General features: G+C 71.4%; 24 protein-coding genes. 13 read left to right on the top strand and 11 right to left on the bottom strand.

Annotated elements, in window-relative coordinates; genetic code table 11:
• From EV684_RS16675 to EV684_RS16700, 6 genes are all read left to right on the top strand, one after another.
• The coding region (locus tag EV684_RS16675) for a proton-translocating transhydrogenase family protein (RefSeq protein WP_165908517.1) at positions 1-129 on the top strand (129 nt) is incomplete at its 5' end.
• Positions 126-1,547 carry an NAD(P)(+) transhydrogenase (Re/Si-specific) subunit beta gene (locus EV684_RS16680; RefSeq protein ID WP_132648425.1) on the top strand — a complete coding sequence of 474 codons (1,422 nt, stop codon included), beginning with the start codon at positions 126-128 and terminating at the stop codon, positions 1,545-1,547. The genes EV684_RS16675 and EV684_RS16680, both read left to right, overlap by 4 nt.
• A 133-nt stretch (positions 1,548-1,680) precedes the next feature.
• The gene (locus tag EV684_RS16685; protein WP_132648426.1) at positions 1,681-3,348 is read left to right on the top strand and encodes a long-chain-fatty-acid--CoA ligase; all 1,668 of its coding nucleotides are present in this window, start codon (positions 1,681-1,683) and stop codon (positions 3,346-3,348) included.
• Between the two features lie 30 nt (positions 3,349-3,378).
• Positions 3,379-3,867 (top strand): hypothetical protein, encoded by a 489-nt coding sequence (locus EV684_RS16690; protein ID WP_132648427.1) that lies wholly within the window; start codon positions 3,379-3,381, stop codon positions 3,865-3,867.
• Between the two features lie 49 nt (positions 3,868-3,916).
• Positions 3,917-4,645: a 16S rRNA (uracil(1498)-N(3))-methyltransferase gene (locus tag EV684_RS16695; protein ID WP_132648428.1), complete on the top strand. Its 729-nt coding sequence runs from the start codon at positions 3,917-3,919 to the stop codon at positions 4,643-4,645.
• 42 nt (positions 4,646-4,687) lie between these two features.
• The gene (locus EV684_RS16700) at positions 4,688-6,190 is read left to right on the top strand and encodes an amidase (protein ID WP_132648429.1); all 1,503 of its coding nucleotides are present in this window, start codon (positions 4,688-4,690) and stop codon (positions 6,188-6,190) included.
• Here EV684_RS16700 and EV684_RS16705 read toward each other — a convergent pair whose 3' ends face one another.
• The 8 genes from EV684_RS16705 to argS all read right to left on the bottom strand — a co-directional run bounded on the left by EV684_RS16705 (position 6,191) and on the right by argS (position 14,150).
• The gene (locus EV684_RS16705; RefSeq protein WP_132648430.1) at positions 6,191-6,829 is read right to left on the bottom strand and encodes a DsbA family oxidoreductase; all 639 of its coding nucleotides are present in this window, start codon (positions 6,827-6,829) and stop codon (positions 6,191-6,193) included.
• Positions 6,826-8,061 carry a THUMP domain-containing class I SAM-dependent RNA methyltransferase gene (locus tag EV684_RS16710; protein ID WP_132648431.1) on the bottom strand — a complete coding sequence of 412 codons (1,236 nt, stop codon included), beginning with the start codon at positions 8,059-8,061 and terminating at the stop codon, positions 6,826-6,828. The genes EV684_RS16705 and EV684_RS16710 overlap by 4 nt, the downstream gene beginning before the upstream one ends.
• Before the next feature lie 55 nt (positions 8,062-8,116).
• Entirely contained in the window at positions 8,117-9,619 is a 1,503-nt protein-coding gene (locus EV684_RS16715) for an RNA polymerase factor sigma-54 (RefSeq protein ID WP_132648432.1), read from the bottom strand.
• A 10-nt stretch (positions 9,620-9,629) separates the two neighbouring features.
• Positions 9,630-10,388, bottom strand: coding sequence for an LPS export ABC transporter ATP-binding protein (gene lptB, locus EV684_RS16720; RefSeq protein WP_132648433.1), 759 nt, complete (start codon positions 10,386-10,388; stop codon positions 9,630-9,632).
• Positions 10,388-10,966: a lipopolysaccharide transport periplasmic protein LptA gene (gene lptA / locus EV684_RS16725; protein ID WP_243651197.1), complete on the bottom strand. Its 579-nt coding sequence runs from the start codon at positions 10,964-10,966 to the stop codon at positions 10,388-10,390. The genes lptB and lptA overlap by 1 nt, the downstream gene beginning before the upstream one ends.
• A gap of 157 nt (positions 10,967-11,123) precedes the next feature.
• Complete coding sequence (locus EV684_RS16730) at positions 11,124-11,771, bottom strand: thiol:disulfide interchange protein DsbA/DsbL (RefSeq protein ID WP_132648435.1); 648 nt, start codon at positions 11,769-11,771, stop codon at positions 11,124-11,126.
• A 64-nt stretch (positions 11,772-11,835) separates the two neighbouring features.
• Positions 11,836-12,453, bottom strand: a complete 618-nt coding sequence (locus EV684_RS16735) for an SPOR domain-containing protein (RefSeq protein WP_132648436.1) — start codon at positions 12,451-12,453, stop codon at positions 11,836-11,838.
• Entirely contained in the window at positions 12,450-14,150 is a 1,701-nt protein-coding gene (argS, locus tag EV684_RS16740; protein WP_132648437.1) for an arginine--tRNA ligase, read from the bottom strand. Before argS ends, EV684_RS16735 begins: the two co-directional genes overlap by 4 nt.
• A gap of 93 nt (positions 14,151-14,243) precedes the next feature.
• On the opposite strand from argS, the gene EV684_RS16745 reads away from it, so the two are divergent.
• Positions 14,244-15,599: a serine/threonine-protein kinase gene (locus EV684_RS16745; protein ID WP_132648438.1), complete on the top strand. Its 1,356-nt coding sequence runs from the start codon at positions 14,244-14,246 to the stop codon at positions 15,597-15,599.
• A 39-nt stretch (positions 15,600-15,638) separates the two neighbouring features.
• Here the strand turns inward: EV684_RS16745 and EV684_RS16750 are convergent, their stop codons facing one another.
• A complete protein-coding gene (locus EV684_RS16750) occupies positions 15,639-16,556 on the bottom strand; it encodes a sigma-70 family RNA polymerase sigma factor (protein WP_132648439.1) in 918 nt (305 codons plus the stop codon).
• A gap of 135 nt (positions 16,557-16,691) precedes the next feature.
• Here EV684_RS16750 and EV684_RS16755 point away from each other — a divergent pair, with 135 nt between their 5' ends.
• On the top strand, positions 16,692-16,979 hold the full coding sequence (locus tag EV684_RS16755) for a PsiF family protein (RefSeq protein ID WP_132648440.1): 288 nt from the start codon (positions 16,692-16,694) through the stop codon (positions 16,977-16,979).
• A gap of 1 nt (position 16,980) precedes the next feature.
• Here EV684_RS16755 and EV684_RS16760 read toward each other — a convergent pair whose 3' ends face one another.
• Positions 16,981-17,895, bottom strand: coding sequence for a LysR family transcriptional regulator (locus EV684_RS16760; RefSeq protein WP_132648441.1), 915 nt, complete (start codon positions 17,893-17,895; stop codon positions 16,981-16,983).
• A gap of 161 nt (positions 17,896-18,056) precedes the next feature.
• Between EV684_RS16760 and EV684_RS16765 the strand changes: the two genes are divergently transcribed.
• Both EV684_RS16765 and EV684_RS16770 read left to right on the top strand, forming a co-directional pair.
• A complete protein-coding gene (locus EV684_RS16765; protein ID WP_132648442.1) occupies positions 18,057-18,746 on the top strand; it encodes a haloacid dehalogenase type II in 690 nt (229 codons plus the stop codon).
• 11 nt (positions 18,747-18,757) lie between these two features.
• Complete coding sequence (locus tag EV684_RS16770; protein ID WP_132648443.1) at positions 18,758-20,947, top strand: malate synthase G; 2,190 nt, start codon at positions 18,758-18,760, stop codon at positions 20,945-20,947.
• Positions 20,948-20,949: 2 nt separating this feature from the next.
• Here the strand turns inward: EV684_RS16770 and EV684_RS16775 are convergent, their stop codons facing one another.
• On the bottom strand, positions 20,950-21,207 hold the full coding sequence (locus tag EV684_RS16775; protein WP_132648444.1) for a molecular chaperone DnaK: 258 nt from the start codon (positions 21,205-21,207) through the stop codon (positions 20,950-20,952).
• A 31-nt stretch (positions 21,208-21,238) separates the two neighbouring features.
• Here EV684_RS16775 and EV684_RS16780 point away from each other — a divergent pair, with 31 nt between their 5' ends.
• From EV684_RS16780 to EV684_RS16790, 3 genes are read left to right on the top strand one after another with little or no spacing between them, the layout of a single operon-like run.
• The gene (locus EV684_RS16780; RefSeq protein WP_165908519.1) at positions 21,239-22,465 is read left to right on the top strand and encodes an NAD(P)/FAD-dependent oxidoreductase; all 1,227 of its coding nucleotides are present in this window, start codon (positions 21,239-21,241) and stop codon (positions 22,463-22,465) included.
• Between the two features lie 5 nt (positions 22,466-22,470).
• A complete protein-coding gene (locus EV684_RS16785; protein ID WP_132648446.1) occupies positions 22,471-23,238 on the top strand; it encodes a class II glutamine amidotransferase in 768 nt (255 codons plus the stop codon).
• Between the two features lie 58 nt (positions 23,239-23,296).
• Positions 23,297-24,994: a M14 family metallopeptidase gene (locus EV684_RS16790; RefSeq protein ID WP_132648447.1), complete on the top strand. Its 1,698-nt coding sequence runs from the start codon at positions 23,297-23,299 to the stop codon at positions 24,992-24,994.
• Positions 24,995-25,017: the final 23 nt, after the last annotated feature.

Consider the following 25,017-nt stretch of genomic DNA (forward strand, 5'->3'; position numbering starts at 1 on the left):
AAGACCATGGGCGTGCTGGCCGTGGCGCTGTGCGCGGTGAACGTCTTCGGCGGCTTCCTGGTGACCCGGCGGATGCTGGAGATGTTCAAGAAGAAAGACCGCAAGCCGGCGGCGGAGGCCAAGAAGTGAGCCTGAATCTCGTCACGCTGCTCTACCTCGTCGCGAGCATCTGCTTCATCCAGGCGCTCAAGGGCCTGTCGCACCCGACCACCTCGATCCGCGGCAACCTCTTCGGCATGGTCGGCATGACCATCGCCGTGCTGACCTCCGCGGCGCTGATCGTCAAGCTCGCCGGTTCGCCGCTGGGCATGGGCTGGGTGCTGCTGGGTCTCGTGATCGGCGGTGGCGCCGGCACGCTGATGGCCAAACGCGTCGAGATGACGAAGATGCCCGAGCTGGTGGCCTTCATGCACAGCATGATCGGCCTGGCCGCGGTCTTCATCGCCGTCGCGGTGGTGGCCGAGCCCTGGGCCTTCGGCATCATCAGCCGCGGCGAGCCGATTCCCGTCGGCAACCGCATCGAGCTCTTCCTGGGCGCGGCCATCGGCGCGATCACCTTCAGCGGCTCGGTCATCGCCTTCGGCAAGCTCAGCGGCAAGTACAAGTTCCGCCTCTTCCAGGGCGCGCCGGTCACCTTCAGCGGCCAGCACATGCTCAACCTGGTGCTGGGGCTGTCGACGGTCGGCCTGGGCCTGGCCTTCGCGGCCACCGAGAGCTGGCCGGCGTTCTTCGCGATGCTGGCGCTGGCCTTCGTGCTCGGCGTGCTGATCATCATCCCGATCGGCGGCGCCGACATGCCGGTGGTGGTGTCGATGCTCAACAGCTACTCGGGCTGGGCGGCGGCGGGCATCGGCTTCTCGCTGAACAACAGCATGCTGATCATCGCCGGCTCGCTGGTGGGCAGCTCGGGGGCGATCCTCAGCTACATCATGTGCAAGGCGATGAACCGCTCGTTCTTCAACGTCATCCTGGGCGGCTTCGGCGGCGAAGGCACGACGGTGGCGGCCGGTGGCCAGGCGCAGCGCAGCGTCAAGAGCGGCAGCGCCGACGACGCGGCCTTCATCCTGGGCAACGCCGAGACCGTGATCATCGTCCCGGGCTACGGCCTGGCGGTGGCGCGCGCGCAGCACGCGGTGAAGGAACTCGCGGCCAAGCTGACGGAGAAGGGCGTGACGGTGAAGTACGCCATCCACCCGGTGGCCGGGCGCATGCCGGGGCACATGAACGTGCTGCTGGCCGAAGCCGAGGTGCCCTACGACCAGGTCTTCGAGATGGAAGATATCAACGCCGAGTTCGGCCAGGCCGACGTGGCGATCATCCTGGGCGCCAACGACGTCGTGAACCCGGCCGCGCACGTCAAGGGCAGCGCGATCTACGGCATGCCGATCCTGGAGGCCTACAAGGCCAAGACGGTGATCGTGAACAAGCGTTCGATGGCCTCGGGCTACGCCGGCCTGGACAACGAACTCTTCTACATGGACAAGACCATGATGGTCTTCGGCGACGCCAAGAAGGTCGTCGAGGAGATGGTCAAGGCCGTCGAGTGACGGCCGTGCACGCCGGCCCCGCCCCGAGGCCGGCGTGCCCAGCACCCCCGGGGCAGGCGTGCCTGCTCGGAATCCCGGATAACGCGGACGTAAGGCAGCCGACAGAATCCCGCGTTCCACGGAGAAGAGGTGCATGGAGAAGATCTGGCTGAAGCAGTACCCGGCGGGCGTGCCCGCCGAAGTGAGCGTCGAGCTGTACCCTTCGCTCGTCGCGTTGCTCGAGGAGAGCTTCGGCAAGTATCGCGAGCTGCCCGCGTACAAGTTCATGGGTCGCACCGTGAGCTTCCGCGAGGTCGACGAGCTCTCGCGTGCCTTCGCCGCCTACCTGCAGTCGCTGGGGCTGGCGCGCGGTGACCGCGTCGCGATCATGATGCCCAACGTGCCGCAGTACCCGGTGGCCGTCGCGGCCATCCTGCGGGCCGGCTACGTCATCGTCAACGTCAACCCGCTGTACACGCCGCGCGAACTGGAGCACCAGCTCAAGGACTCCGGCGCCAAGGCGATCGTCATCCTCGAGACCTTCGCGGCCACGCTGCAGAAGGTCTACGACGCGGTGCCGACGAAGAAGGTGATCGTCGCGGCGATGGGCGACATGCTCGGCCTGATCAAGGGCGCGATCGTCAACCACGTCGTGCGCAAGGTGAAGAAGATGGTGCCGGCCTGGGACATCCCCGGCGCGGTGCGCTTCCCCGACGCGCTGGCGCGAGGCCGCAACAAGCCGCTGGCGACGGGCAAGATCGGCCCCGACGACATCGCCGTGCTGCAGTACACCGGCGGCACCACCGGCGTCAGCAAGGGCGCGATCCTGCTGCATCGCAACCTGGTGGCCAACGTGCTGCAGTCCGAGGCCTGGTACCAGCCGGCCTTGAAGAAGATCCCGGCCGGCGAGCAGGTCGTCACCGTCTGCGCGCTGCCGCTCTATCACATCTTCGGCTTCACGGCGAACATGATGCTGTCGATGCGCACCGGCGGCTGCAACATCCTGATCCCCAACGCACGCGACTTCCCGTCGACGCTCAAGGAGCTGTCCAAGCACCGCTTCCACAGCTTCCCGGCGGTCAACACGCTGTTCAACGCGCTGGCCAACCATCCTGACTTCGGCACCGTCGACTGGAGCCACCTGAAGATCAGCATCGGCGGCGGCATGGCGGTGCAGCACGCCACCGCCAAGCTCTGGCTGGAGAAGACCGGCTGCCCGATCTGCGAAGGCTACGGCCTGTCGGAGACCAGCCCCTCGGCGACCTGCAACCCGGTGGACACCGACGCCTACAGCGGCGCCATCGGCCTGCCGCTGCCGTCCACCGACGTCTGCCTGCTCGACGACGACGGCCGCGAGGTGCCGCCCGGCGTCGCCGGCGAGATCGCGATCAAGGGCCCGCAGGTGATGGCCGGCTACTGGCAGCGCCCCGACGAGACCGCCAAGGTGATGACCGCCGACGGCTTCTTCCGCACCGGCGACGTCGGCCTGGTCGACGAGCGCGGCTACTTCCGCATCGTCGACCGCAAGAAGGACATGATCCTGGTCTCGGGCTTCAACGTGTACCCGAACGAGGTCGAGGACGTCATCACGCAGATGCCCGGCGTGCTCGAGTGCGCCGCCGTTGGCGTGCCCGACGCCAAGGCCGGCGAGGCCGTCAAGGTGGTCATCGTCAAGAAGGACCCGGCGGTCACCGAGGCCGACGTGCGCGCCTACTGCGAGGCCAACCTCACCGGCTACAAGCGGCCGAAGGTGGTCGAGTTCCGCACCGACCTGCCCAAGACCCCGGTCGGCAAGATCCTGCGGCGCGAACTGCGCGGCTGACGCCATGGGCGCCGACCGCCGGGGCCTCGCGTGAGCGTGCGGCTGCAGCGCACCGACGCCGGGCGCGAGGCCATCCGCGCCCGCGACGGCCAGCTCTCGCGCGCCGCGCGCAACCTGCTGCTGATCGTCGACCCGTCGCGGCCGGCCGAGCAGTGGCTGGCTGCGGTTGCCGGCGCCCAGCCGGCGGACCTGGAGCGCCTGATCACGCTCGGCTACGTCGCCGAGAGCAGCCCGCCGCCCCGGCTGGCCGCCGCGGTCGTGGCGGCCTCGCGGGCGCGTGCCGCGGCGCTGGCCGCGCTGGCCGGCGCCGAGCCGCGTGCGCTGTACGACCTGCTGACCTCCGAGGCCCGCACGCGGCTGGGGCTGGTCAAGGGGTACCGCATGGTGCTCGACGTCGAGCGCAGCCAGGGCCTGGACGAGCTGCGCCAGCTCGCGCTGCGTTTCGTCGACGAACTCGAGGCCGCCGACGGCGAGGCCGAGGCGCTGGCTTTCTGCCGCCGGCTCGGCGGCACGCCCTGAGCGCCGGGGCGGCGCGCCGGTGGCCGCTTGCGGCACACTGCGCGCCGCGATGAGCACCCGTCTGTATCTCGAAACTCCCCTGGCCGCCGGCACGACGCTGGCGCTGCCGCCCGGCGCCGCGCGCCACGTCCAGGTGCGCCGGCTGCAGCCCGGCCACGCGCTGGTCCTGTTCGACGGCGGCGGCGCCGAATGGCCGGCCGAAGTCGTCGTGATGGGGCGCAGCGAGGTCACGGTGCGGGTCGGCGAGCCGCAGGCCGTCGAACGCGAGCTGCCGTTCGCGGCCACGCTGGCCGTCGGCATGCCGGCCAACGACCGCATGGACGCGCTGGTCGAGAAGGCGACCGAGCTCGGTGTCGCGGCGATCCAGCCGCTGGTCTGCGAACGTTCGGTGCTGCGCCTGGACGGCGAACGCGCCGAGCGCAAGCAGGCGCACTGGCAGGCGGTGGCCGTCGCCGCCTGCGAGCAGTGCGGGCGCACGCGTGTGCCCCGCATCGCGCCGGTGCGGCCGCTGGCGGCCTGGCTGGCGGCGCTGCCCTCGCAGCCCGACCTCGGCACCCGGCTGCTGCTGAGCCCGCGCCCGGGCGCCCGCCCGCTGGCCGAGCGGCTGCCGGCCGGTGCCGGCTTCTGCACGCTGAGCGGTCCCGAAGGCGGTTTGTCGCCGGCCGAGGAGGCTGCGGCCGAAGCCGCCGGTTTCGCCGCCGTCGGCCTGGGCCCGCGTGTGCTGCGTGCCGACACCGCGCCGCTGGCGGTGCTGGGCTGGGCCGGGTTGCGGGTCTGACCCGCTGCGCGGCGGCCGGTGCCGCCGCGAGAATGGCCGCCGATGCGGCACGACGAGTACCTGCGCCACGACGCCACCGCGCTTGCGGAACTGGTGCGCCGCGGCGAGGTCGCGGCGCCTGAACTGCTGGAGCTGGCGCGCGCCCAGGCCGAGCGTGTCCAGCCGCGCCTCAACGCCTTCACGCGCATGCTGCCGGCGCTGGCCGAAGCCCAGCTGGCGCGCGTCCCGGCCGGAGCGCTGGCCGGCGTGCCTTTCGTCGTCAAGGACAGCGTCGCCGACGTCGCCGGCCAAGCGACGAGCTACGGCAGCCGTGCGGGCGCACGCTTCGTCGCGCCGGTGCACGCCGCCGTGCTGCGCCGCCTGCTGGACGCCGGCGCCGTGGTCTTCGCCAAGACCAACCTGCCCGAGTTCGGGCTCAAGGGCATCAGTGACTCGCGCCGCTTCGGGCCGGTCTCCAACCCCTGGGACCCGACCCGCAACGCCGGCGGCTCCAGCGGCGGCTCGGCGGCGGCGGTGGCCGCGGGCGTCGTGGCCATGGCCGGCGGCAACGACGGCGGCGGCTCGCTGCGCATCCCGGCGGCCTTCTGCGGGCTGTTCGCGCTCAAGCCCTCGCGCGGGCGAATCTCCAACGGCCCCGGGCTGGGCGAGGTCTGGTTCGGCGCCTGCAGCGAAGGCGTGATCTCGCGCAGCGTGCGCGACAGCGCGCTGGCGCTGGACATCCTCTGCGGCCCCGAGCCCGGTGACCCGTTCAGCGGCGCGGCGCCGGCCGAGCCCTTCGTCGCCGCGCTGCGCCGGCCGCCGCCGAGGCTGCGCATCGCGTTCTCGACCGCCTCGCCGCTGGGCACCGAGGTTGACGCCGAGGCCGTGGCCGCGGTGCAGGCCGCCGCGCGCCGGCTCGCAGCCCTGGGCCACCACGTCGAGCAAGCCGCGCCGCCCATCGACGGCCACGCGGTCGCGGCGTGTTATCTGAAGCTCTATGCCGCCCAGGTGCCGGCGGTGATGGACCAGGCGCGTTCGCTGGGCGCGCGCGACAGCGAGTTCGAGCCGCTGACGCGTGTGATGGCGGCCTACGGTCGCCGCCTGGACGCAGCGGCGCTGACCCTCAGCCTGGCGCGCTGGAACGAGTTCGCCCGCACGCTGGGTGCATTCCTGGGCGCCTGGGACGTCTGGCTGACCCCGACGACGGCGCGCCCGGCGCTGCCCCACGGCCTGCTGGACCCGTCGCCGGCCGAAGCCCGCCTGACCGATGCGCTGCTGGCCTGCGGCCTGCTCGCGCCGCTGGCGCGCTGGGGCGCGCTCGACACGCGCGTGCAGCGCCTGTTCGTGCAGAACCTGGCGCCCTACCCGTTCACCCAGCTCGCCAACCTGGCCGGCGTGCCGGCGATGAGCCTGCCGCTGCACTGGACGCCCGAGGGCCTGCCGCTGGGCGTGCAGGCCCTGGGCCGCCAGGGCGACGAGGCGACGCTGCTGCAGCTGGCCGCCGAACTCGAGGCCGACACGCCGTGGTTCGACCGGCTGGCGCCGATTGCAGGCGGCGCCGGCTGATCAGCCTTCGGCGGCGATCTCGCGCAGCGCCTGCTCGAAGACCTCGGGCGGCTGGCCGCCGGAGATCAGGTGGCGCTCGTTGACGACGACACCCGGCACCGAGCGGATGCCCAGCGCCAGCCAGCGCTGCTCCTCGGCGCGCACCGCGTCGGCGAACTCGCCGCACTCGAGGACCTCGCGGGCGCGGGCCTCGTTCAGCCCGACGCCGGCCGCGACCTGGGCCAGCAGCTCATGGTCGCTGGGATTGCGGCCCTCGCCGTGGTAGGCGGCGAGCAGCGCACGCTTGAGTTCCAGCGCCCGGCCTTCGAGCCCGGCCCAGTGCAGCAGCCGGTGGGCGTCGAAGGTGTTCCAGATGCGCGTGCGCTCGCCGAAGCTGAAGCCGACCGCCGCGCCACGCTCGGCCAGCGTGCGCCGCCCCGCGGCGAACTGCTCGGGCGCGCCGCCGTACTTGCGCTGAAGATGCTCGGCTATCGCCTCGCCTTCGGGCGCCATGTCGGGGTTCAGCTCGAAGGGGCGGACCTCGATCTCGGCCTCGATCTCGCCGGCCAGGTTCTCCAGCGCCCGCTCCAGCGACGCCAGCCCGACGGCGCACCAGGGGCAGACGACGTCGCTGACGAAGTCGATGTGCAGGCGCTTCATTCGGCCTCCTTGTTCGAGCCGGCGACCATGTCGAAGCGGAACAGCCGGCATTCGATCGGCCCGTTCCACATCGGCACGCGCCGGCTCTCCTTCAGCCGCATCAGCGAGGGCAGCTTCATGTCCGGGCTCAGCACCCAGGCCGTCCAGCCGGCGTAGCGGCGTTTCCAGTGCCCGGCCAGCGCGCCGAAGAACTCGGCCGACGAGCCGCCGCCGTCGAAACCTTCACGCGCGCCGCCGTGTGCGTCGCCGCGCGCGCTGCCGCTGCCCTTGGGCGCGATGCGCTCGCCGTACGGCGGGTTGAGCATCAGCGTGCCGCGTTCGGCCGGCGCCGGGCGCTGCAGCGCGTCGGCGGTCTTGAAGGTGATGGCCTGGCCGACGCCGGCGCTGGCCGCGTTGCGGGCCGCGAAGTCGGTCATGCGGAAACTCACGTCGCCGGCGAAGACCGGCACCGCCGGCGCGTGCACACGCTCGCGTGCGGCCTGCTGCAGCTCGCGCCAGGCGCCGAGCTGGTCGCGGAAAGGCAGCAGACGCTCGAAGGCGAAGCGGCGCTTGATGCCCGGGGCGATGCCGCAGGCGATCTGCGCGGCCTCGATGGCGATCGTGCCGGCGCCGCAGCAGGGGTCGAGCAGCGCGCCGTCTTCCTCGCGCCCCTGCCAGCCGGCGGCGGCCAGCATCGCCGCGGCCAGCGTCTCCTTCAGCGGCGCCTCGCCCTTGACGCCGCCGGCACGTTCGTCGCGCCAGCCGCGTTTGAACAGCGCCTCGCCCGAGGTGTCGGCGTACAGCGTCGCGTGCTCGGGGCCGACGTAGAGCTGCAGCGACAGGTCGGGATGGCGGGTGTCGACGCTGGGGCGTTCGCCGGTGCTCTCGCGCAGGCGGTCGCAGACGGCGTCCTTCACGCGCAGCGTGGCGAAGTTCAGGCTCTTCAGCGGCGAACGCTGCGCCGCGACGTCCACGCGCAGCGTCTGGCGCGGCGTGATCCAGTCGTCCCAGGCCACGCGGCGCGCGAGTTCGTAGAGGTCGTGTTCGTCGCGGTAGGGGCCGTCGGCCAGCGGCCAGAGCACACGCTGGGCGAGCCGGCTTTCGAGATTCAGCGCCATCGCGGCGGCGGCGTCGCCGTCGACCCAGACGCCGCCGCGCGTGGCCTCGCTCGGGCGGCCGGTGATGCGGGCGGCTTCGTCCGCGAGCAGGGCCTCGACGCCGCCGGCGCAGGGAAGGAACAACGAGACAGTCATGATGGTGCGGCGCGGGCGGTGGAACGCCGCACTGTAGTGCAGCGTTGCGGTTGGATCAGATCGCGCGGCGCAGCGAGGCCGGCGCGATCTTCAGCGCCTCGCGGTACTTGGCGACGGTGCGGCGCGCGACCTGGATGCCCTGCTCCTCGAGCATCTGCGAGAGCTGGCTGTCCGACAGCGGCTTGGCGCTGTCCTCGGCCGAGACGAGCTGCTGGATCAGCGCGCGCACCGCGGTGCTCGACGCGTTGCCGCCGGCCTCGGTGTTCAGCGAGCTGCCGAAGAAGTACTTCAGCTCGAAGGTGCCCTGCGGCGTGGCCATGTACTTGGCCGTCGTCACGCGCGAGATCGTGCTCTCGTGCAGGCCGAGTTCGTCAGCGATCTCGCGCAGCACCAGCGGCTTCATCGCGATCGCGCCGTGGGTGAAGAAACCCTTCTGGCGCTCGACGATGGCCTTGGATACACGCAGGATGGTGTCGAAGCGCTGCTGGATGTTCTTCATGAACCAGCGCGCCTCCTGCAGCCGCGAGGACAGCCCGCCGGCGCTGCCGCGCTGGCCGCGGATCGCCTGGGCGTACAGGTCGTTGATGCGCAGCTTGGGCATCACGTCCGGGTTCAGCAGCACCTTGAAGCCGCGGCCCGCCTTCTGCACGACGACGTCGGGCACGATGATGTTGGACTCGGCCGGCGAGAACGGCCGCCCCGGCTTGGGCTCGCAGGCGACGATCAGCGCCTGCGCCTGGCGCAGCAGGTCCTCGCCGGCGCCGGTGGCGGCGGTGAGCTTCTTGACGTCGCGGCGTGCCAGCAGCTCCAGAGAGTGCTCGCAGATGCGGATCGCGACCTCGCGTGCCTCGCAGCGCGGCAGCGTGCGCAGCTGCAGCACCAGACACTCGGACAGCGAGCGCGCGCCGACGCCGGTGGGCTCCAGGCTCTGCAGCCAGCGCAAGGCGCACTGCAGGCGGTCGGCCAGGGCCTCGCGCTGCTCCTCGTCGTCCAGGTCCAGCATGTCGGCCAGGCGCGCGGCGATGTCCTCCAGCGGGTCGGCGAGGTAGCCGTCGTCGTCGAGCGACTCGATCAGCACGTTCAGCGCGGCGAAGTCCTCGGGCGACAGGCGCATGCCCGCCACCTGGGCGCGCAGGTGGTCCTGCAGCGTGCCGGTGCCGGCGCGGCGCTCGTGCGGGTCGAGGTCGTCGTCGCTTTCGGGCGCGGCCGAGGACGGCGTCTCGCGGATGCCGTCGAAGTCGTCGCGCTCGGTGCCGTTTTCCCAGTCGTCGCGTTCGGTGGTGCCGAACTCGGCGGCGTCGACCTCGGCCGGGGCGGCTTCGGCGGCGCCATCGGACTCCTCGCGCTCGGCGACACGGTCGACGGCGGCGCGTTCGGCCGGCGCGTCGAACGGCGTCGGTGACTCCTCGTCCATCTCCAGGAACGGGTTCTGCTCGAGCATCTGCTCGACTTCCTGGTGCAGCTCCAGCGTCGACAGCTGCAGCAGCCGGATCGACTGCTGCAGCTGCGGCGTCAGCGCCAGGTGCTGCGACAGGCGGACTTGGAGGGACGGCTTCATCGGCTGCGCGTCACATCTTGAAGTGCTCGCCGAGGTAGACCTTGCGGACCTGGGCGTCCTCGACGATCTCCTGCGGCGTGCCCTCGGCCAGCACGCTGCCTTCGCTGATGATGTAGGCGCGGTCGCAGATGCCCAGCGTCTCGCGCACGTTGTGGTCGGTGATCAGGACGCCGATGCCGCGCGACTTGAGGAAGGCGATGATGCGCTGGATCTCGATGACGGCGATCGGGTCGACGCCGGCGAAGGGCTCGTCGAGCAGGATGAAACGCGGCTGCGTGGCCAGCGCGCGTGCGATCTCGACGCGGCGGCGCTCGCCGCCGGACAGCGCCGGCGCCGGCGAGTCGCGCAGCTTCTCGATCGACAGGTCGTGCAGCAGCCGGTCCAGCAGCTCCTGGATCTGCGCCGGCTTCAGCGGCCGGCCGTCCGGGCCCTGCTGCAGCTCGAGCACCGCGCGGATGTTCTCCTCGACCGTCAGCTTGCGGAAGATCGACGCTTCCTGCGGCAGGTACGACAGCCCCAGGCGCGAACGCTGGTGGATCGGCAGGCGTTCGACGGGACGGCCATCGATGCGGATCTGGCCGTCGTCGGCACGCACCAGGCCGACGACCATGTAGAAGGTGGTGGTCTTGCCGGCGCCGTTGGGGCCGAGCAGGCCGACGACCTCGCCGGCGGCCACCGACAGATGCACGTCCTTGACGACACGACGTGCGCCGTAGCTCTTTTGCAGGTGCTCGGCCTCGAGCCGGCTGACCGCAGCCGCGGCGGGCATCAGCGCTGGCCCCCGAGCGTGCGCGCCGGGGCCAGCGGCGCGGCCGAGGCCGGCGCCGAAGGCGCCGGGGCGTTGCCGTCGGCACGCGGGCTCAGCACCGCACGCACGCGGCCGCTCGGGTTGGCGCTCGTCGTCTCGCCGCCGGCGACGCTGAAGGTCTCGGCGGTGTTGTCCCAGACGATCTGCGAACCGGTGATCTCGTCGGCGACGATCGCGCCACGCAGCCGGCGCACCGCGCCGTTGCCGATGAAACGCAGCGTGTCGGCGCGGCCGTCGTACTCGATGCGGTCGGCCACGCCTTCGACGATCTCGTCGACGCCATCGCGCTTCTGGCGGTAGCTCGCCGGGTGGCCGGGCATGCCGATCGCGGTGGCGGCGCGGTAGCCGTCGGTGGTCTCGCGCAGCTCGACGCGGTTGGCGCGGATGATCATCGTGCCCTGGGTGATGACGACGTTGCCGTTGAACTCGACGACCTGGCGCTGCAGGTCGACCGAGCCCGGGCGGTCGGCCTCGACCACCATCTGGCGCTCGCGGTCGGCGCGTTCGGCGGCGGCGGCGGCGCACAGCAGCGCCAGCACCAGGGGCGCGAAGCAGCGGAGGAGGGGGAAACGAGGCGTCATTTTCGGCACGAAACTTGCAATCATTCTAGCCACAAGTTCGTGCCGCCGGGCACGGCGCTCGGGCCCCGCGTTGCAGGCCCGATGCGCCGGATCAAGGTCCGGCGCCGCCCGCCTTTCAGGCGCCCTGGCGGGCGCGGCCGATCAGGTAGTCGGTGACCGCGAGCGCGCGGTCGTGGCCGCCGGCCAGCGCGCCGGAAGTGTAGTACCGGCCCTGGATGCCGAGCGCCGGCACGCCGTCGATCTTGTAGGCGTCGGCCAGCTGCTTGGCGCGGTTGGCCTTGGTCGCGACGCTGAACGAGCGGAAGGCGTTCGTGAACTGCGTGCCGTCCAGGCCGTTGGCGACCATGAAGTCGACGATGTCCTTCTCGGCCAGCAGGCGCTTGCCCTGCACGTGGATGGCGTTGAAGACCTTGCGGTGCACCGCGCCGACCTGGCCCATCTCCTCGAGGGCGTAGAAGATCTTCTGGCCGATCTGGTGGCGCGCCGTGAAGCCCACCGGCACGCGCCGGAACGCGACATCGGCTGGCACACGCTTGCTCCAGGCCTCCAGCTGCGGCTCGAAATTGAAACAGTGTCCGCACTCGTACCAGAAGAACTCGACGACCTCGACCTTCTTTCCCTCCGGGATCGAGGTCGGTGCGGCGGTCTGCAGCCGCACGTAATGCGTGCCCTCGACCGGCCCGCCCTGCGCATGGGCGGTGCCGGCGAGTGCCAGACCGAGACCCGTGCCGGCCAGGTGGATCGAGAAATCGCGCCGCTTCATGTGAGTCCTTTCGAGTGATCGTTGACGGGTCATGGACCGGCGCTGACGGTGCCGGGTTCCGTGATCACGGCTTCTCGGCGCGCACGAGCCGGGCGTCGATGCTGGCGGCCTGCAGCCGCCCCTGCACGGCTTCGGCGTCCTCGCGCGTGGCGTAGGGGCCGGTCCGCACCCGGTACATCGTCTTGCCGGCCTGCTCGCGTTCGCTCACCTTGGCCGCGTAGCCGAGCATCGCCAGGCGGGCGCGCTCCTGCTCCGCGTCCTCGGTGCGTGTGAACGCGCCGGTCTGCACGAAGTACACGAACGCTTCAGCAGCCCGGTCGGTGGACTGGCCGGCGAGGATGGCCGCCGGATCGCGGGTCGAGCCGGGCTGCGCGGCCGGGGCGCTGGCCGGCGTTCGGGCGGCCGTGGGGGCTGCCGCCGAGGCCGCGGGGGACGTGACCACCGGCGCCGAGGCCGCCGGCGCGGGCGGCGGCGGCTGCCTGCCGGCCAGCGGCGCGTTCGGGTCCCAGCGTCTGTTGCGTTCGACCTCGGCGCTGTCCTGCTCGGCGGTGCGCTGCGGCACCTTGTCGATGAAGGGCACCGGGGCCTTGGTGATGTAGAGCGCCACGCCGAGCGCGATCGCCAGGCCGGCGAGCAGGCCGACGACGAGGCCGAGCGCGAAGCCGCCGCGCTGGCGCTTCACGCCTGCACCTCCGCCGCGGCGTCGCGCGCCATCGACGTCGGCGCCGACACGCCCAGCATGCCCAGTGCGTTGCGCAGCACCTGGGCGGTGGCCGCCAGCAGCGCCATGCGCGCACGCGCCAGCGCCGGGTCGTCGACGAGGAACCGTTCGTGGGCGTAGTAGCTGTGGAAGGCGGCCGCGAGGTCGCGCAGGTAGAAGGCGACGTCGTGCGGCGCGAGCTCGGCCGCGGCGCGTTCAAGCATCGTCGGGTAGGCCGCGAGCTGCAGCATCAGCGTGTACTCCGAGGGCGCCACCAGCAGCGACAGGTCGGCGCTGTCGAAGTCGGCCTCGCCCTGGTACTGCGCCAGCACCGAGCAGATGCGGGCGTGCGCGTACTGGACGTAGAAGACCGGGTTCTCGTCGTTGGCCTTGAGCGCCAGGTCGACGTCGAAGACGAACTCGGTGTCGGCCTTGCGGCTGATGAGGAAGTAGCGCACCGCGTCGCGGCTGGTCCAGTCGATCAGGTCGCGCAGCGTCACGTAGCTGCCGGCGCGCTTGGAGATCTTCACCTCCTGGCCGTCCTTCATCACCGTGACCATCTTGTGCAGCACGTAGTCGGGGTAGCCGGCGGGGATGCCGACGCCGGCGGCCTGCAGCCCGGCGCGCACGCGCGCGATCGTGCCGTGGTGGTCGCTGCCCTGGACGTTGATGACCTTGGTGAAGCCGCGCTCGAACTTGGCGATGTGATAGGCGACGTCGGGCACGAAGTAGGTGTAGCTGCCGTCGGACTTGCGCATCACGCGGTCCTTGTCGTCGCCGTACTCGGTGCTGCGCAGCCACAGCGCGCCGCCGTCCTCGAAGGTCTTGCCGGCGGCGACGAGGCGGCGCACGGTGTCCTCGACGCGGCCGTCGGCGTAGAGGCTGGACTCGAGGTAGTAGTTGTCGAAGCGCACGCCGAAGGCCTGCAGGTCCAGGTCCTGCTCGTGGCGCAGGTAGGCGACGGCGAACTGGCGGATGCCGTCGACGTCGTCGGCGTCGCCCGAGGCGGTGAAGGCGCGGTCGTCGGCGTGCACCGTCTTCTTGGCCGCGAAGTCGGCGGCGATGTCGGCGATGTAGTGGCCGTTGTAGGCCGACTCGGGCCAGCCTTCGTCGCCGGGCTCCAGGCCCTGCAGCCGGCAGCGCGTGGACGTGGCGAGGTTCTGGATCTGCACGCCGGCGTCGTTGTAATAGAACTCGCGCGTCACGTCCCAGCCCTGCGACTCGAACAGGCGGCAGATCGAGTCGCCCAGCGCCGCCTGGCGGCCGTGGCCCACGTGCAGCGGGCCGGTCGGGTTGGCCGACACGAACTCGACCATCAGCTTGCCGGCGCCGGCCGGCTTGCGGCCGAAGGTCTCGCCGCCTTGCAGCACCTCGGCGACGACGGCCTGGCGCGCCGCGGGCTTCAGGCGCAGGTTGATGAAACCCGGGCCGGCGATCTCGAGGGCCTGCACCCAGCGCTCGAAGGCCGGCTGACGCCCGAGCAGCTCGACGAGCTGCTGGCCGAGCTCACGCGGGTTCTTCTTCAGCGTTCGCGCCAGCCCCATCGCGGCGGTGATCGCGAGGTCGCCGTGCGCGGCCTGCTTGGGGGACTCGAACGCGGCCGCCGGGGCGGCACCGGGGGCCAGTTCGGCCAGCGCCGCGGCCAGCGCCTGCAGCAGCTCTTGCTTGGCTTGGATCATCGGCCGATTCTACTTTTGGGCCCCGCATCGGCGCCGGGCTCGCGGGCCGGGCGTGATGGTGGCAACATCGGCCGGCCCGATCCGGCTGTGACGATGACCGACGCCCCGACCACGAGCTTCCCCCCGCTCGACCCCGAACTGCCCGAGCGCATCGGCAAGTACCGCGTGCTCGAACGCCTGGGCGAGGGCGCGACGAGCGAGGTCTTCCGCGCCCGCGACGACTTCCGCGAGGAGGACGTGGCGATCAAGCGCGTGCGCCCGGCGCTGGCCGCCGACTCGCGCGAGAGCCACTTCCAGCAGCGTTTCTTCGCCGCCGAGGCGGCGCTCGTCGGCCGGCTGCAGCACCCCAACGTCGTGCGCATCCTCGACGCGGTGGCCGACGGCCAGGCCCCGTACCTGGTGATGGAGTACGTGCCCGGCGTCACGCTGCGCCGCTACTGCCGCGCCGACGCGCTGCTGCCGCTGGACCAGATCGTCGAGATCGGCTTCAAGTGCGCGATGGCGCTGGACTACATGTACCGCCAGGGCCTGATCCACCGCGACGTGAAGCCGGCCAACCTGCTGGCGGTGCTCGACGGCGACCAGGTCGTCGACGTCAAGATCACCGACTTCGGCAGCGTCTTCAACTTCGACACCGAGCGCACGCAGATCTACCGCGTCGGCTCGCTGGCCTACATGTCGCCCGAGCAGCTCGACGGCGACACGCTGGACTGCCGCGCCGACATCTATTCGCTGGCCGCGGTGCTATTCCACCTCATCGCCGGGCGCCCGCCCTTTGACGCCCAGCAGCAGCCGGCGCTGATGCACCAGATCTACCGCGCCGAGCCGCCGGCGCTGAGCCTGCTGCGCGAAGGCGTGCCGCCGCGGCTGGAGGCGCTGATCCTGCGCGCGCTGGCCAAGAAGCGCGACGATCGCCCCGCCGACTGGAGCGCGTTCGCGCAGGCGCTGTCCGAGCTGGTCGCCAACCGCGAGGTGACGCACGGCCACGCCCAGAACGTGCTCGACTCCGAGCGTTTCAACCTGCTGCGCAAGCTGGAGTTCTTCTCGCGTTTCGGCGACGTCGAGCTCTGGGAGGTGGTGCACCGCGCGAAGTGGCAGCGTTTCTCCTACGGCCACGCGCTGTTCCGCAAGGGTGACACCGGCAACGCCTTCCACATCGTGGCGGCCGGGCAGGTGGACGTCTACCGCGACGGCCAGCGCGTCGCGCGCCTGGGCATGGGCACCTCGGTCGGCGAGATGGCCTATCTGGCGCCCAGCGAGGAGCTGCGTGTGCACAGCGCCGACATCCTGGTGTCCGAGCCGCTGACCAGCATCTCGTTCACGCCCGAGACGCTGGTGCAGCTGTCGATGGACACGCGCCACCGCTTCGACCAGGCCTTCATCGGCGTGCTGGTGCGCCGGCTGCACGCCGCGCACGAGGCGCTGGCGCATCCGCGCCGCATCATGTAGCCGCGCCGCGCCGGCCCGCGCGGCGGGGCGCGCACGGGACTACCAGCGCGTGCCTTCGGGCACGTCGATGCGCACGCCGAAACGTTCGGCCGGGGAGACGAGCACGTCTTCCATCATCTCGCCCCATGGCCCGGCTTCCGGTTGCGCCTGCAGCTCGCGTTCGCGCTGCACCACCAGCGCTTCCATGTCGGCGCGGCTGGGCCGGCGCGTGCGGTCGGTCGCACGCTGCTGCGGCGCGGTGCCGAAACGCACCGCCATGCGCCGCAGCAGCCCGTGGTACATCTGCGAGACGCGCGACGGCGTCACCTTCAGCGACGCCGCCAGCTCCACCGGCGACATGCCGATGCCGAGGTAGGCGTCGATCACCCGGCGCTCGCGCTCGGGCAGCTGGGCGAAGAAGGTCTCCAGGTGACGCAGCACGATCGCGGTGTCCACACGCGCCTCGACCTCGTCCTTCTCGGTGGCCGGGTGGTGGCGCTCGGCGAACTCGTGCTCGTCGTCGTCGCCGCCGGAGCTGCTGCGCTGCTGGCTCGCCTGGGCGAGCTGTTCGAGCAGCGCGATCTCCTCGACGTCCATCTTGCACAGCCGCGCCAGCTCGGCGAGGCCCGGCTCGGTGCCGTTCTTGGAGCGCCAGCGTTCGCGCGCGATCTGCATCACCTTGATCTTGCGGCGCTGGGCGCGCGTCAGCACGTCCATCTGGCGCAGCTCGTCGATCATCGCGCCGCGCACGCGCTGGCGGGCATAGCGCGCAAAGGCCTCGCGCCCTTCCTCGGAGTCGGGGTCGCCCTCCCAGACGAAGCTGAGCGAGGCCTGCGCGACCGCGATCAGCCCGACCTGGATCAGGTCGGCCTTCTCGACATTGGCCGGCAGATGCCGCACCAGCGACTGCGCCTGCTGCCGCACCCAGCTCTGATTGCGGGCCACCAGGGCCGACGGCACCCCCTCCAGCGAGATCATGGGTGCCTATCTTCGGGGGCGGGCGCGGATGTCACAAGCGCCGACACGGAAATTCGGCACGATTGCCCCTGGCCCGCCGCGGGGCGCTCTGATCCAATCGACGCCGGCCCCGGAGGGCATGCAAGGAGATACGACATGAAGAACACCATCATCGCCGCGGTGCTGGCCAGCGTGCTGGCCAGCGGCCCGGCGCTGGCTGCCGAGACGGCCCAGCAAAGCAAGATGAAGACCTGCAACCAGGACGCCGGCGAGCGCAAGGGCGACGAACGCAAGGCCTTCATGAAGGAGTGCCTGTCGGCCAAGCCGGCCAAGGCCACGCCGCAGGAGCGCATGAAGGCCTGCAACGCCGAGGCCACCGGCAAGACCGGCGACGAGCGCAAGGCCTTCATGAAGGAATGCCTGTCGGCCAAGGCGGGCTCCTGATTCAGCCGGCGGCCCGGGCCCAGTAGCCCGGGTCGCCGTAGCTGTGTTTGACGAAGTCGATCCACAGGCGCACGCGCAGCGGCAGCAGCCGGCGTTGCGGGAACAGCGCGTAGATGCCGTTGGGTGGGGCGGCGTAGTCCTCCAGCACCGCCACCAGATGGCCGGCGGCGATGTCCTGCTGCACCTCCCAGGTGCTGCGCCAGGCGATGCCCAGGCCCGCCCGGCACCAGGCGTGCAGCACCTGGCCGTCGCTGCAGTCCAGCCGCCCGCTCGGGCGCAGATGTTCCACCTGGCCGTCGGCCAGGAAGGCCCAGCCGCGCGTCTGGCTGGCGTCAGAGGACAGCGTCAGGCATTCGTGGCGCGCCAGATCGGCCGGTGTCCGGGGCACGCCGGCACGTTTCAGGTAGCCCGGCGTCGCGACGCACAGCCGGCGGTTGTCGGCCAGGCGCACGCTGACGAGGCTGGAGTCGGCCAGGTCGCCGACCCGGATCGCGCAGTCGAAGCCTTCGTTGACGATGTCCACGACGCGGTCGCTGAGGTTCAGCGACAGGCTGACGTCCGGGTGTTCGGCCAGGAAACTCGGCACCAGCGGCGCGACATGGCGGCGGCCGAAACCCGCCGGCGCCGTGATGCGCAGATGCCCGCTGGCCTTGACGCCGCCGGCGCTGACGCTGGCTTCGGCGTTGCCCAGGTCGGCCAGCACCTTCTGGCAGTCCTCCAGGAAGGCGCTGCCTTCGTGCGTCAGCGTGATGCGCCGCGTGGTGCGCAGCATCAGCTTGACCCCCAGCCGCTCTTCCAGCGCGTCGATGCGCCGGCCGATCACCGCGGGCGCCACGCCTTCGGCATTCGCCGCGGCGGTCAGGCTGCCCTTGGTCGCGACGGCGACAAAGGATTCGATCTGCTTGAGGCGCGGCATGGGCGCGATTCGTGACGCTGGAGGTGGAAGTCGGCGGCGATCTTACGGTTGTTCTATGACGAGAGGGTTCGAATCGGCGGTGTTTCATGCATCCAGAGCACAGGACTCCGAACCCTGGTGTACGCAATCGGCGCCGCGTACCCGATTAGATTCACCCGATCATGGTCGCCCGTCCGCCTGTCCCGCCCCGCGCCGTCGTCTTCGACGCCTACGGCACGCTGTTCGACGTCTACAGCGTCGGGCTGCTCGCCGAGCAGCTGTTCCCGGGCCACGGCGAGGCGCTCGCGCGGCTGTGGCGGGACAAGCAGATCGACTACACACGGCTGGTGTCGATGAGCGGCCGCTACCGCCCGTTCTGGGACCTGACACGCGCCGGCCTGCGCTACGCCGCGCAGCGCCTGGGGCTGGCGCTGGACGCTGCCGCCGAAGACCGGCTGATGAACCAGTACCGGCACCTGAGCGCCTTCCCCGAGAACCGCGAGGTGCTGGAGGCGCTGAAGGCACGCGCCATCCCGGCGGCCATCCTCAGCAACGGCGACCCCGAGATGCTCGCCGTCGCGGTGCGCAGCGCGGGCTTTGCGCCGCTGCTGCAGCACGTCATCAGCGTCGAGCCCGTGCAGCGCTACAAGACCGACCCCGCCGCCTACGCGCTGGCGCCGGCGGCGCTGGGCCTGGCGGCACGCGAGATCCTTTTCGTTTCCAGCAACGGCTGGGACGCACTCGGCGCCACCTGGTACGGCTTCACGACGCTGTGGGTCAACCGCGCCGGCCTGCCGCCCGAACCCTTAGCCACGCCTCCCACGCGCACCGGCACCAGCCTGCGCGACGTCCTGTCCTTCTTCCCTTCCTGAAACGCCTCCTCATGCGCACGACCTTCCACCGACTGCACGTCGACACGCTGCTGGCCCGCTTCATCGAGGACCAGGTGCTGCCCGGCACCGGCATCGAGCCCGCCGCCTTCTGGGCCGGCTTCGACGCCATCGTCGCCGACCTGGCGCCGAAGAACGCCGCGCTGCTGGCCGAACGCGAGCGCCTGCAGACCGAGCTCGACGCCTGGCACGCCAAGCATCCGGGCCCGATCAAGAACATGGCCAAGTACCGCGCCTTCCTCGAGAAGATCGGCTACCTGGTGCCGGTGCCGGCCAAGGTGAAGGCGACGACGAAGAACGTCGACAGCGAGCTCGCGCTGCAGGCCGGCCCGCAGCTCGTCGTGCCGATCACCAACGCGCGCTACGCGCTCAACGCGGCCAACGCACGCTGGGGCTCGCTGTACGACGCGCTCTACGGCACCGACGCGCTGCCCGAGACCGACGGCGCCACACGCGAGGGCGCCTACAACCCGGTGCGCGGCGCCAAGGTCGTCGAATACGCGCGCCACGTGCTCGACCGCACCGTGCCGCTGGCCAAGGGCTCGCACATCGATTCCACCGGCTACCGCGTCGAAGGCGGCCAGCTGGTCGTGGCGCTGAAGGACGGCAGGACGGTGGCGCTGAAGAAGCCGGCGCAGTTCGTCGGCTTCCAGGGCGAAGCCGCCGCGCCCTCGGCGGTGCTGTTCGTGCACCACGGCCTGCACCTGGACCTGCGCATCGACCGCGGCACGACGATCGGCGCGTCCGACCCGGCCGGCGTCTGCGACCTGGTCGTCGAATCGGCGCTGTCGACCATCCTCGACCTGGAAGACTCGGTGGCCGTCGTCGACGGCGCCGACAAGGTGCTGGCCTACTCCAACTGGCTGGGCATCCTGAAGGGCACGCTGACCGAGCAGGTCACCAAGGCCGGCAAGACCTTCACGCGCGGCCTGAACCCCGACCGCCGCTACAGCGGCCCGACCGGCGAGGAGGTCGTGCTGCACGGCCGCTCGCTGCTCTTCGTGCGCAACGTCGGCCACCTGATGACGACGCCGGCGGTGCTGTTCGGCGACGACGAACGCGAGATCCCCGAAGGCATGCTCGACGCCGTCGTCACGACCGCGATCGCGCTGCACGACCTGCAGCGCCATGGCGCGAACGGCATCGTCAACTCGCGCGCCGGTTCGATCTACATCGTCAAGCCGAAGATGCACGGCCCGGCCGAGGTGGCCTTCGCCAGCGAGCTGTTCGGCCGCGTCGAGGCGCTGCTGGGCCTGCCCAAGGCCACCGTCAAGCTCGGCATCATGGACGAGGAGCGCCGCACCAGCGTCAACCTCAAGGCCTGCATCGCCGCCGCCGCCGAGCGCGTGGCCTTCATCAACACCGGCTTCCTCGACCGCACCGGCGACGAGATGCACACCGCGATGCAGGCCGGCGCGATGCTGCGCAAGGGCGACATGAAGGCCACCGCCTGGATCCAGGCCTACGAGCGCCAGAACGTGCTCGTCGGGCTGGAGTGCGGCCTGCGCGGCAAGGCGCAGATCGGCAAGGGCATGTGGGCCATGCCCGACCTGATGGGCGCGATGCTGCAGCAGAAGATCGCCCACCCGATGGCCGGCGCCAACACCGCCTGGGTGCCCAGCCCGACCGCGGCGACGCTGCACGCGATGCACTACCACCAGGTCGACGTCTTCAAGATCCAGAAGACGCTGGAGAAGACCGACGTCGACGCCGAGCGCGAGGCCCTGCTCGAAGGCCTGCTGACGGTGCCGGTGGTCAAGAAGGCCAAGTGGAGCGAGGCCGAGATCCAGCAGGAGCTCGACAACAACGTGCAGGGCATCCTGGGCTATGTCGTGCGCTGGGTCGACCAGGGTGTCGGCTGCTCCAAGGTGCCCGACATCCACGACGTCGGCCTGATGGAAGACCGGGCGACGCTGCGCATCTCCAGCCAGCACATCGCCAACTGGCTGGAGCACGGCGTCGTCGACAAGGCGCGTGTGCGCGCCACCTTCAAGCGCATGGCCAAGGTCGTCGACGCGCAGAACGCCGGCGACCCGGCCTACCGTCCGATGTCCGGCCGCGCCAAGGACAGCGCCGCGTTCCAGGCCGCCTGCGATCTGGTCTTCAAGGGCACCAAGCAGCCCTCGGGCTACACCGAGCCGCTGCTGCACGCCTGGCGGCTGAAGGTGAAGGCCGCGGCCTGACGCTAGCGCGAGGGCTGGCGTTCGCGCCGGCTCTCGCAGGCCACGCAGCGTTGCGCCCAGGGTTCGGCCTTCAGCCGGCGCAGCGCGGTGCTGACCTCGCCGAGTTCGCGCAGCTCCAGGTCGGACAGCGCCATGTCGACGTCGCGCTCGTCCTCGCGCTGCCGCAGCTCGTCGTGGTCGTCGCGCATCTCGTGCGCGTGTTCGGCGCGCGACAGGCCCTGGTGGTGCTCTTCGAGCCGGCGGTCGAGCTGGTCCGTCAAGCCGCGATCCGCCGCGGTGGCGCTCCCTACAATGGCTCGCGTGTCGCCCTCCGTGCTTCCGGCTGCCTGCGAAGTGCTCGTCGTCGGCGCCGGCCCGGCCGGCAGCGCCTGCGCACGCACGCTCGCCCGGGCCGGGCGCGACGTGCTGCTCGTCGACCAGCACGAGTTCCCGCGCGACAAGGTCTGCGGCGACGGCCTGATCCCCGACGCCCACGCCGCGCTGCGTGTGCTGGGCGTGCACGACGAGGTCATGGACCGCGCCTTGCGCGCCGCGCACGTGCGCTGCGTCGCGCCGCGCGGCGGCCACGTCGACGTGCCCGGCACGCTGGCCGTGCTGCCGCGGCGCGAGCTCGACGACATCGTCTGCCGCGCCGCGCGCGAGGCCGGCGCACGTTTCGCCGCGCCCTGGCGTTTCGTCGCGCCGCTGCTCGACGGCGAACGCATCGTCGGTGCCCGCCTGAGGGGCTCCGAAGGTGAACACGAGGTCGCCGCGCCCTGGGTCGTGCTGGCCACCGGCGCTTCGGTGCCGCCGCTGGTCGCCGCCGGCGTCTGCGAACGCCGTGCGCCCAGCGGCGTCGCGCTGCGCGGCTACGTTCACCACCCGGACCTGGCGCGCACGCTGCGCGAGCTGCAGATCGTCTGGCACCCGCGGCTGTCGGGCGGCTATGGCTGGATCTTTCCCGGCCCGGGCGGCGTCTTCAACGTCGGCGCCGGGCTGACCGGCAGCCACGCGACCGAAGCCGGTGGCCGCGCCTCGATGCGCGACGTCAACCTGCGCCAGATGCTCGAAGCCTTCGCCTCGGTGCACGCGCCGGCCGCCGAGCTGCTGGAACGTGGCGAGCTGCGCGGCGACTGGAAGGGCGCGCCGCTGCGCTGCTCGCTGGGCGGCGCGCGCTGGTCGCGCCCCGGGCTGCTGGTCACCGGCGAGGCGGCCGGCAGCACCTACGCCTTCTCCGGCGAAGGCATCGGCAAGGCGCTGGAGACCGGCCTGCTGGCAGCCGCCGCGCTGGTCGAAGGCGGCGACGACGCCGCCGTGCGTGCCCGCCACGAAGCCGCGCTGGCCGGCCTGAAGCCGCGTTTCGCGCTCTACGAGAAGGCCGGGCAGGTCAACCACCGGCCCTGGCTGGCCGACCTCGTCGTCTGGCGTGCACGCCGCAGCCCGCGCATCCTGCGGCGCATGAGCGCGGTGCTCGAGGAGCGCCAGAATCCCGGCCGCCTGCTCAGCTGGAGCGGCCTCACCAAACTGATGTTCGAGTAGCCACGATGTGCCAGTTGCTGGGCATGAACGCCAACACGCCGACCGACGTGATGTTCAGCTTCGCCGGTCTCGCCTGCCGCGCCGACGAGCACAAGGACGGCTTCGGCATCGGCTTCTTCGAGGAGCGCGGGCTGCGCCACTTCATCGACCACCACGGCGCGCGTTCGAGCCCGGTGGCCGAGCTGGTCAAGCGCTACCCGATCAAGAGCCTCAACGTCGTCGCCCACATCCGCAAGGCGACGCAGGGCCGTGTCGCGCTGGAGAACACCCACCCCTTCGTGCGCGAGCTCTGGGGCCGCTACTGGGTGTGTGCGCACAACGGCGACCTGAAGGACTTCGCGCCGCGGCTGCACGGTGCCTTCCGCCCGGTGGGCGACACCGACAGCGAACGCGCCTTCTGCTGGCTGATGCAGGAGCTGGACAAGGCGCATGCCGACCTGCCGAGCATCGACGAGCTGAGCTGCACGCTGGCCGAGCTGCTGCCGCAGCCGGCGCGCCACGGCACGTTCAACCTGCTGCTGTCCAACGGCCAGGCGCTCTGGGCGCACGGCTCGACCAAGCTGCACTCGCTGGAGCGCCGCCACCCCTTCGGCGCCGCCACGCTGGCCGACGAGGACCTGACCGTCGACTTCGCCGCGCTCACCCAGCCCGGCGACCGTGTCGCCATCGTCGCCACCGAGCCGCTGACCGCCGGCGAGCCCTGGTCGGCGTTCGCGCCCGGCGAACTGCGTGTCTTCGTCGACGGCGAGTGCCGGCTGCAGCGCCGCAGCTGATCCCCGCGCGCGCCCTGTGCGGGCCACAATCGCCGCGGTCTTTCGCCGCGACGACACCATGGCCGCCATTCCCGTTCCCCGTTTCGACGTCTTCTACCGCCACGCCGAGCTTTCGCGCCTGCTGGCCGACTACGCCGCCGCCTGCCCCGGGCTGCTGCGGCTGGAGTCCATCGGCAAGAGCCACGAGGGCCGCGACATCTGGCTCGTGGTGCTGACCAACCCCGACACCGGCGCCGACGTCGACAAACCCGCGTTCTGGGTCGACGGCAACATCCACGCCGCCGAACTCACCGCCAGCACCGCCTGCCTGTACTGGCTGCACCAGCTCGTCACCGGCTATGAGGCCGGCGACGCCAAGGTCCGCCAGCTGCTGGACACACGCACCGTCTACCTCTGCCCGCGGCTCAACCCCGACGGCGCCGAACTGGCGCTGGCCGACCGGCCGCGCCACATCCGCTCGTCGACGCGGCCCTACCCGTATGCCGAGGAGCCGGTCGACGGCCTGACCGTGGAAGACGTCGACGGCGACGGCCGCATCCTCTACATGCGTGTGCCCGACCCGCACGGCCCGTGGAAGAAACACGCCGACGAGCCGCGGCTGATGGTCGCGCGCGAGCCCGGCGAGTTCGGCGGCGAGTACTACCGGCTGATCCCCGAAGGCACGCTCAAGCATTTCGACGGCGTGCGCATCAGCGCCAACCGCGACGTCGAGGGCCTGGACCTGAACCGCAACTTCCCCGCCTACTGGCGCCAGGAGTTCGAGCAGATCGGCGCCGGCCCCTACCCGGCCAGCGAGCCCGAGGTGCGCGCGATGGTCGACTTCCTCGTGCGCCACCCCAACGTCGGCGCCGCGGTCAGCTTCCACACCCACAGCGGCGTCATCCTGCGGCCGATGGGCACCCAGTCCGACGACGACATGACGCCCGAGGACCTGTGGATCTACAAGCGCCTGTCGGACCTCGGCGCCAGGCTCACCGGCTACCCGGCGATCAGCACCTTCCACGACTTCAAGTACCACCCCAAGGAAGTCATCACCGGCACCCAGGACTGGGTCTACGAGCACCTCGGCGCGCTGTTCTGGACGGTCGAGATCTGGGCCCCGAACAAGGAAGCCGGCATCACCGACTACAAGTGGATCGAGTGGTACCGCGACCACCCGGCCGAGGACGACCTGAAGCTCCTGAAGTGGAGCGACGAGCAGTGCGGCGGCCAGGCGCACGTCGACTGGTACCCGTTCCGCCACCCGCAGCTGGGCATGGTCGAGCTCGGCGGCTGGGACCGCATGAACTACTGGCGCAACCCGCCGCCGGCGCTGCGCGAGCGCGAGGCGGCGCGTTTCCCGGCCTGGCTGACGCAGCTGGCGCTGTCGCTGCCCAAGCTGGAGCTGCTGCGCGCCGAGGTGCGCGCGCTGGGCCCGGACACCTGGCGCGTGCGCCTGGCCGTCGGCAACGCCGGCTACCTGCCGTCGAACATCAGCAAGCGTGCGATCGAACGCAAGACGGTGCGCGGCACGGTGTTCCAGATCCACCTGCCGCCCGAGTGCACGCTGATCTCGGGCCGCGAGCGCGTCGAAGGGCCGCACCTGGAAGGCCACGCGCCGCGCCAGTCGCTGCAGGCCTTCCTGCCGCAGCGCGAGATCACCGCCGACCGCGCCGTCGTCGAGTGGGTCGTCCAGGGGCCGCGCGGCGCGGCGATCGGGCTGGTGGCCTGCGCCGACCGCGCCGGCACGGTGCGCACCGAGGTGACGCTGGACTGAGTCCGGACGGGCCAGGCCGGAAG

The sequence above is a fragment of the Rubrivivax gelatinosus genome (genome assembly GCF_004340905.1).
GTDB classification, from domain to species: Bacteria; Pseudomonadota; Gammaproteobacteria; order Burkholderiales; family Burkholderiaceae_C; genus Rubrivivax; species Rubrivivax gelatinosus.

Bases quoted from the DNA above. Each gene is read 5' to 3' on its own strand.
- EV684_RS16685 (WP_132648426.1), top strand. From the start codon at position 1,681: ATGGAGAAGATCTGGCTGAAGCAGTACCCGGCGGGCGTGCCCGCCGAA.
- EV684_RS16695 (WP_132648428.1), top strand. From the start codon at position 3,917: ATGAGCACCCGTCTGTATCTCGAAACTCCCCTGGCCGCCGGCACGACG.
- EV684_RS16700 (WP_132648429.1), top strand. From the start codon at position 4,688: ATGCGGCACGACGAGTACCTGCGCCACGACGCCACCGCGCTTGCGGAA.
- EV684_RS16705 (WP_132648430.1), bottom strand. From the start codon at position 6,829: ATGAAGCGCCTGCACATCGACTTCGTCAGCGACGTCGTCTGCCCCTGG.
- EV684_RS16710 (WP_132648431.1), bottom strand. From the start codon at position 8,061: ATGACTGTCTCGTTGTTCCTTCCCTGCGCCGGCGGCGTCGAGGCCCTG.
- EV684_RS16715 (WP_132648432.1), bottom strand. From the start codon at position 9,619: ATGAAGCCGTCCCTCCAAGTCCGCCTGTCGCAGCACCTGGCGCTGACG.
- lptB (WP_132648433.1), bottom strand. From the start codon at position 10,388: ATGCCCGCCGCGGCTGCGGTCAGCCGGCTCGAGGCCGAGCACCTGCAA.
- EV684_RS16730 (WP_132648435.1), bottom strand. From the start codon at position 11,771: ATGAAGCGGCGCGATTTCTCGATCCACCTGGCCGGCACGGGTCTCGGT.
- argS (WP_132648437.1), bottom strand. From the start codon at position 14,150: ATGATCCAAGCCAAGCAAGAGCTGCTGCAGGCGCTGGCCGCGGCGCTG.
- EV684_RS16745 (WP_132648438.1), top strand. From the start codon at position 14,244: ATGACCGACGCCCCGACCACGAGCTTCCCCCCGCTCGACCCCGAACTG.
- EV684_RS16750 (WP_132648439.1), bottom strand. From the start codon at position 16,556: ATGATCTCGCTGGAGGGGGTGCCGTCGGCCCTGGTGGCCCGCAATCAG.
- EV684_RS16755 (WP_132648440.1), top strand. From the start codon at position 16,692: ATGAAGAACACCATCATCGCCGCGGTGCTGGCCAGCGTGCTGGCCAGC.
- EV684_RS16760 (WP_132648441.1), bottom strand. From the start codon at position 17,895: ATGCCGCGCCTCAAGCAGATCGAATCCTTTGTCGCCGTCGCGACCAAG.
- EV684_RS16765 (WP_132648442.1), top strand. From the start codon at position 18,057: ATGGTCGCCCGTCCGCCTGTCCCGCCCCGCGCCGTCGTCTTCGACGCC.
- EV684_RS16770 (WP_132648443.1), top strand. From the start codon at position 18,758: ATGCGCACGACCTTCCACCGACTGCACGTCGACACGCTGCTGGCCCGC.
- EV684_RS16780 (WP_165908519.1), top strand. From the start codon at position 21,239: ATGGCTCGCGTGTCGCCCTCCGTGCTTCCGGCTGCCTGCGAAGTGCTC.
- EV684_RS16785 (WP_132648446.1), top strand. From the start codon at position 22,471: ATGTGCCAGTTGCTGGGCATGAACGCCAACACGCCGACCGACGTGATG.
- EV684_RS16790 (WP_132648447.1), top strand. From the start codon at position 23,297: ATGGCCGCCATTCCCGTTCCCCGTTTCGACGTCTTCTACCGCCACGCC.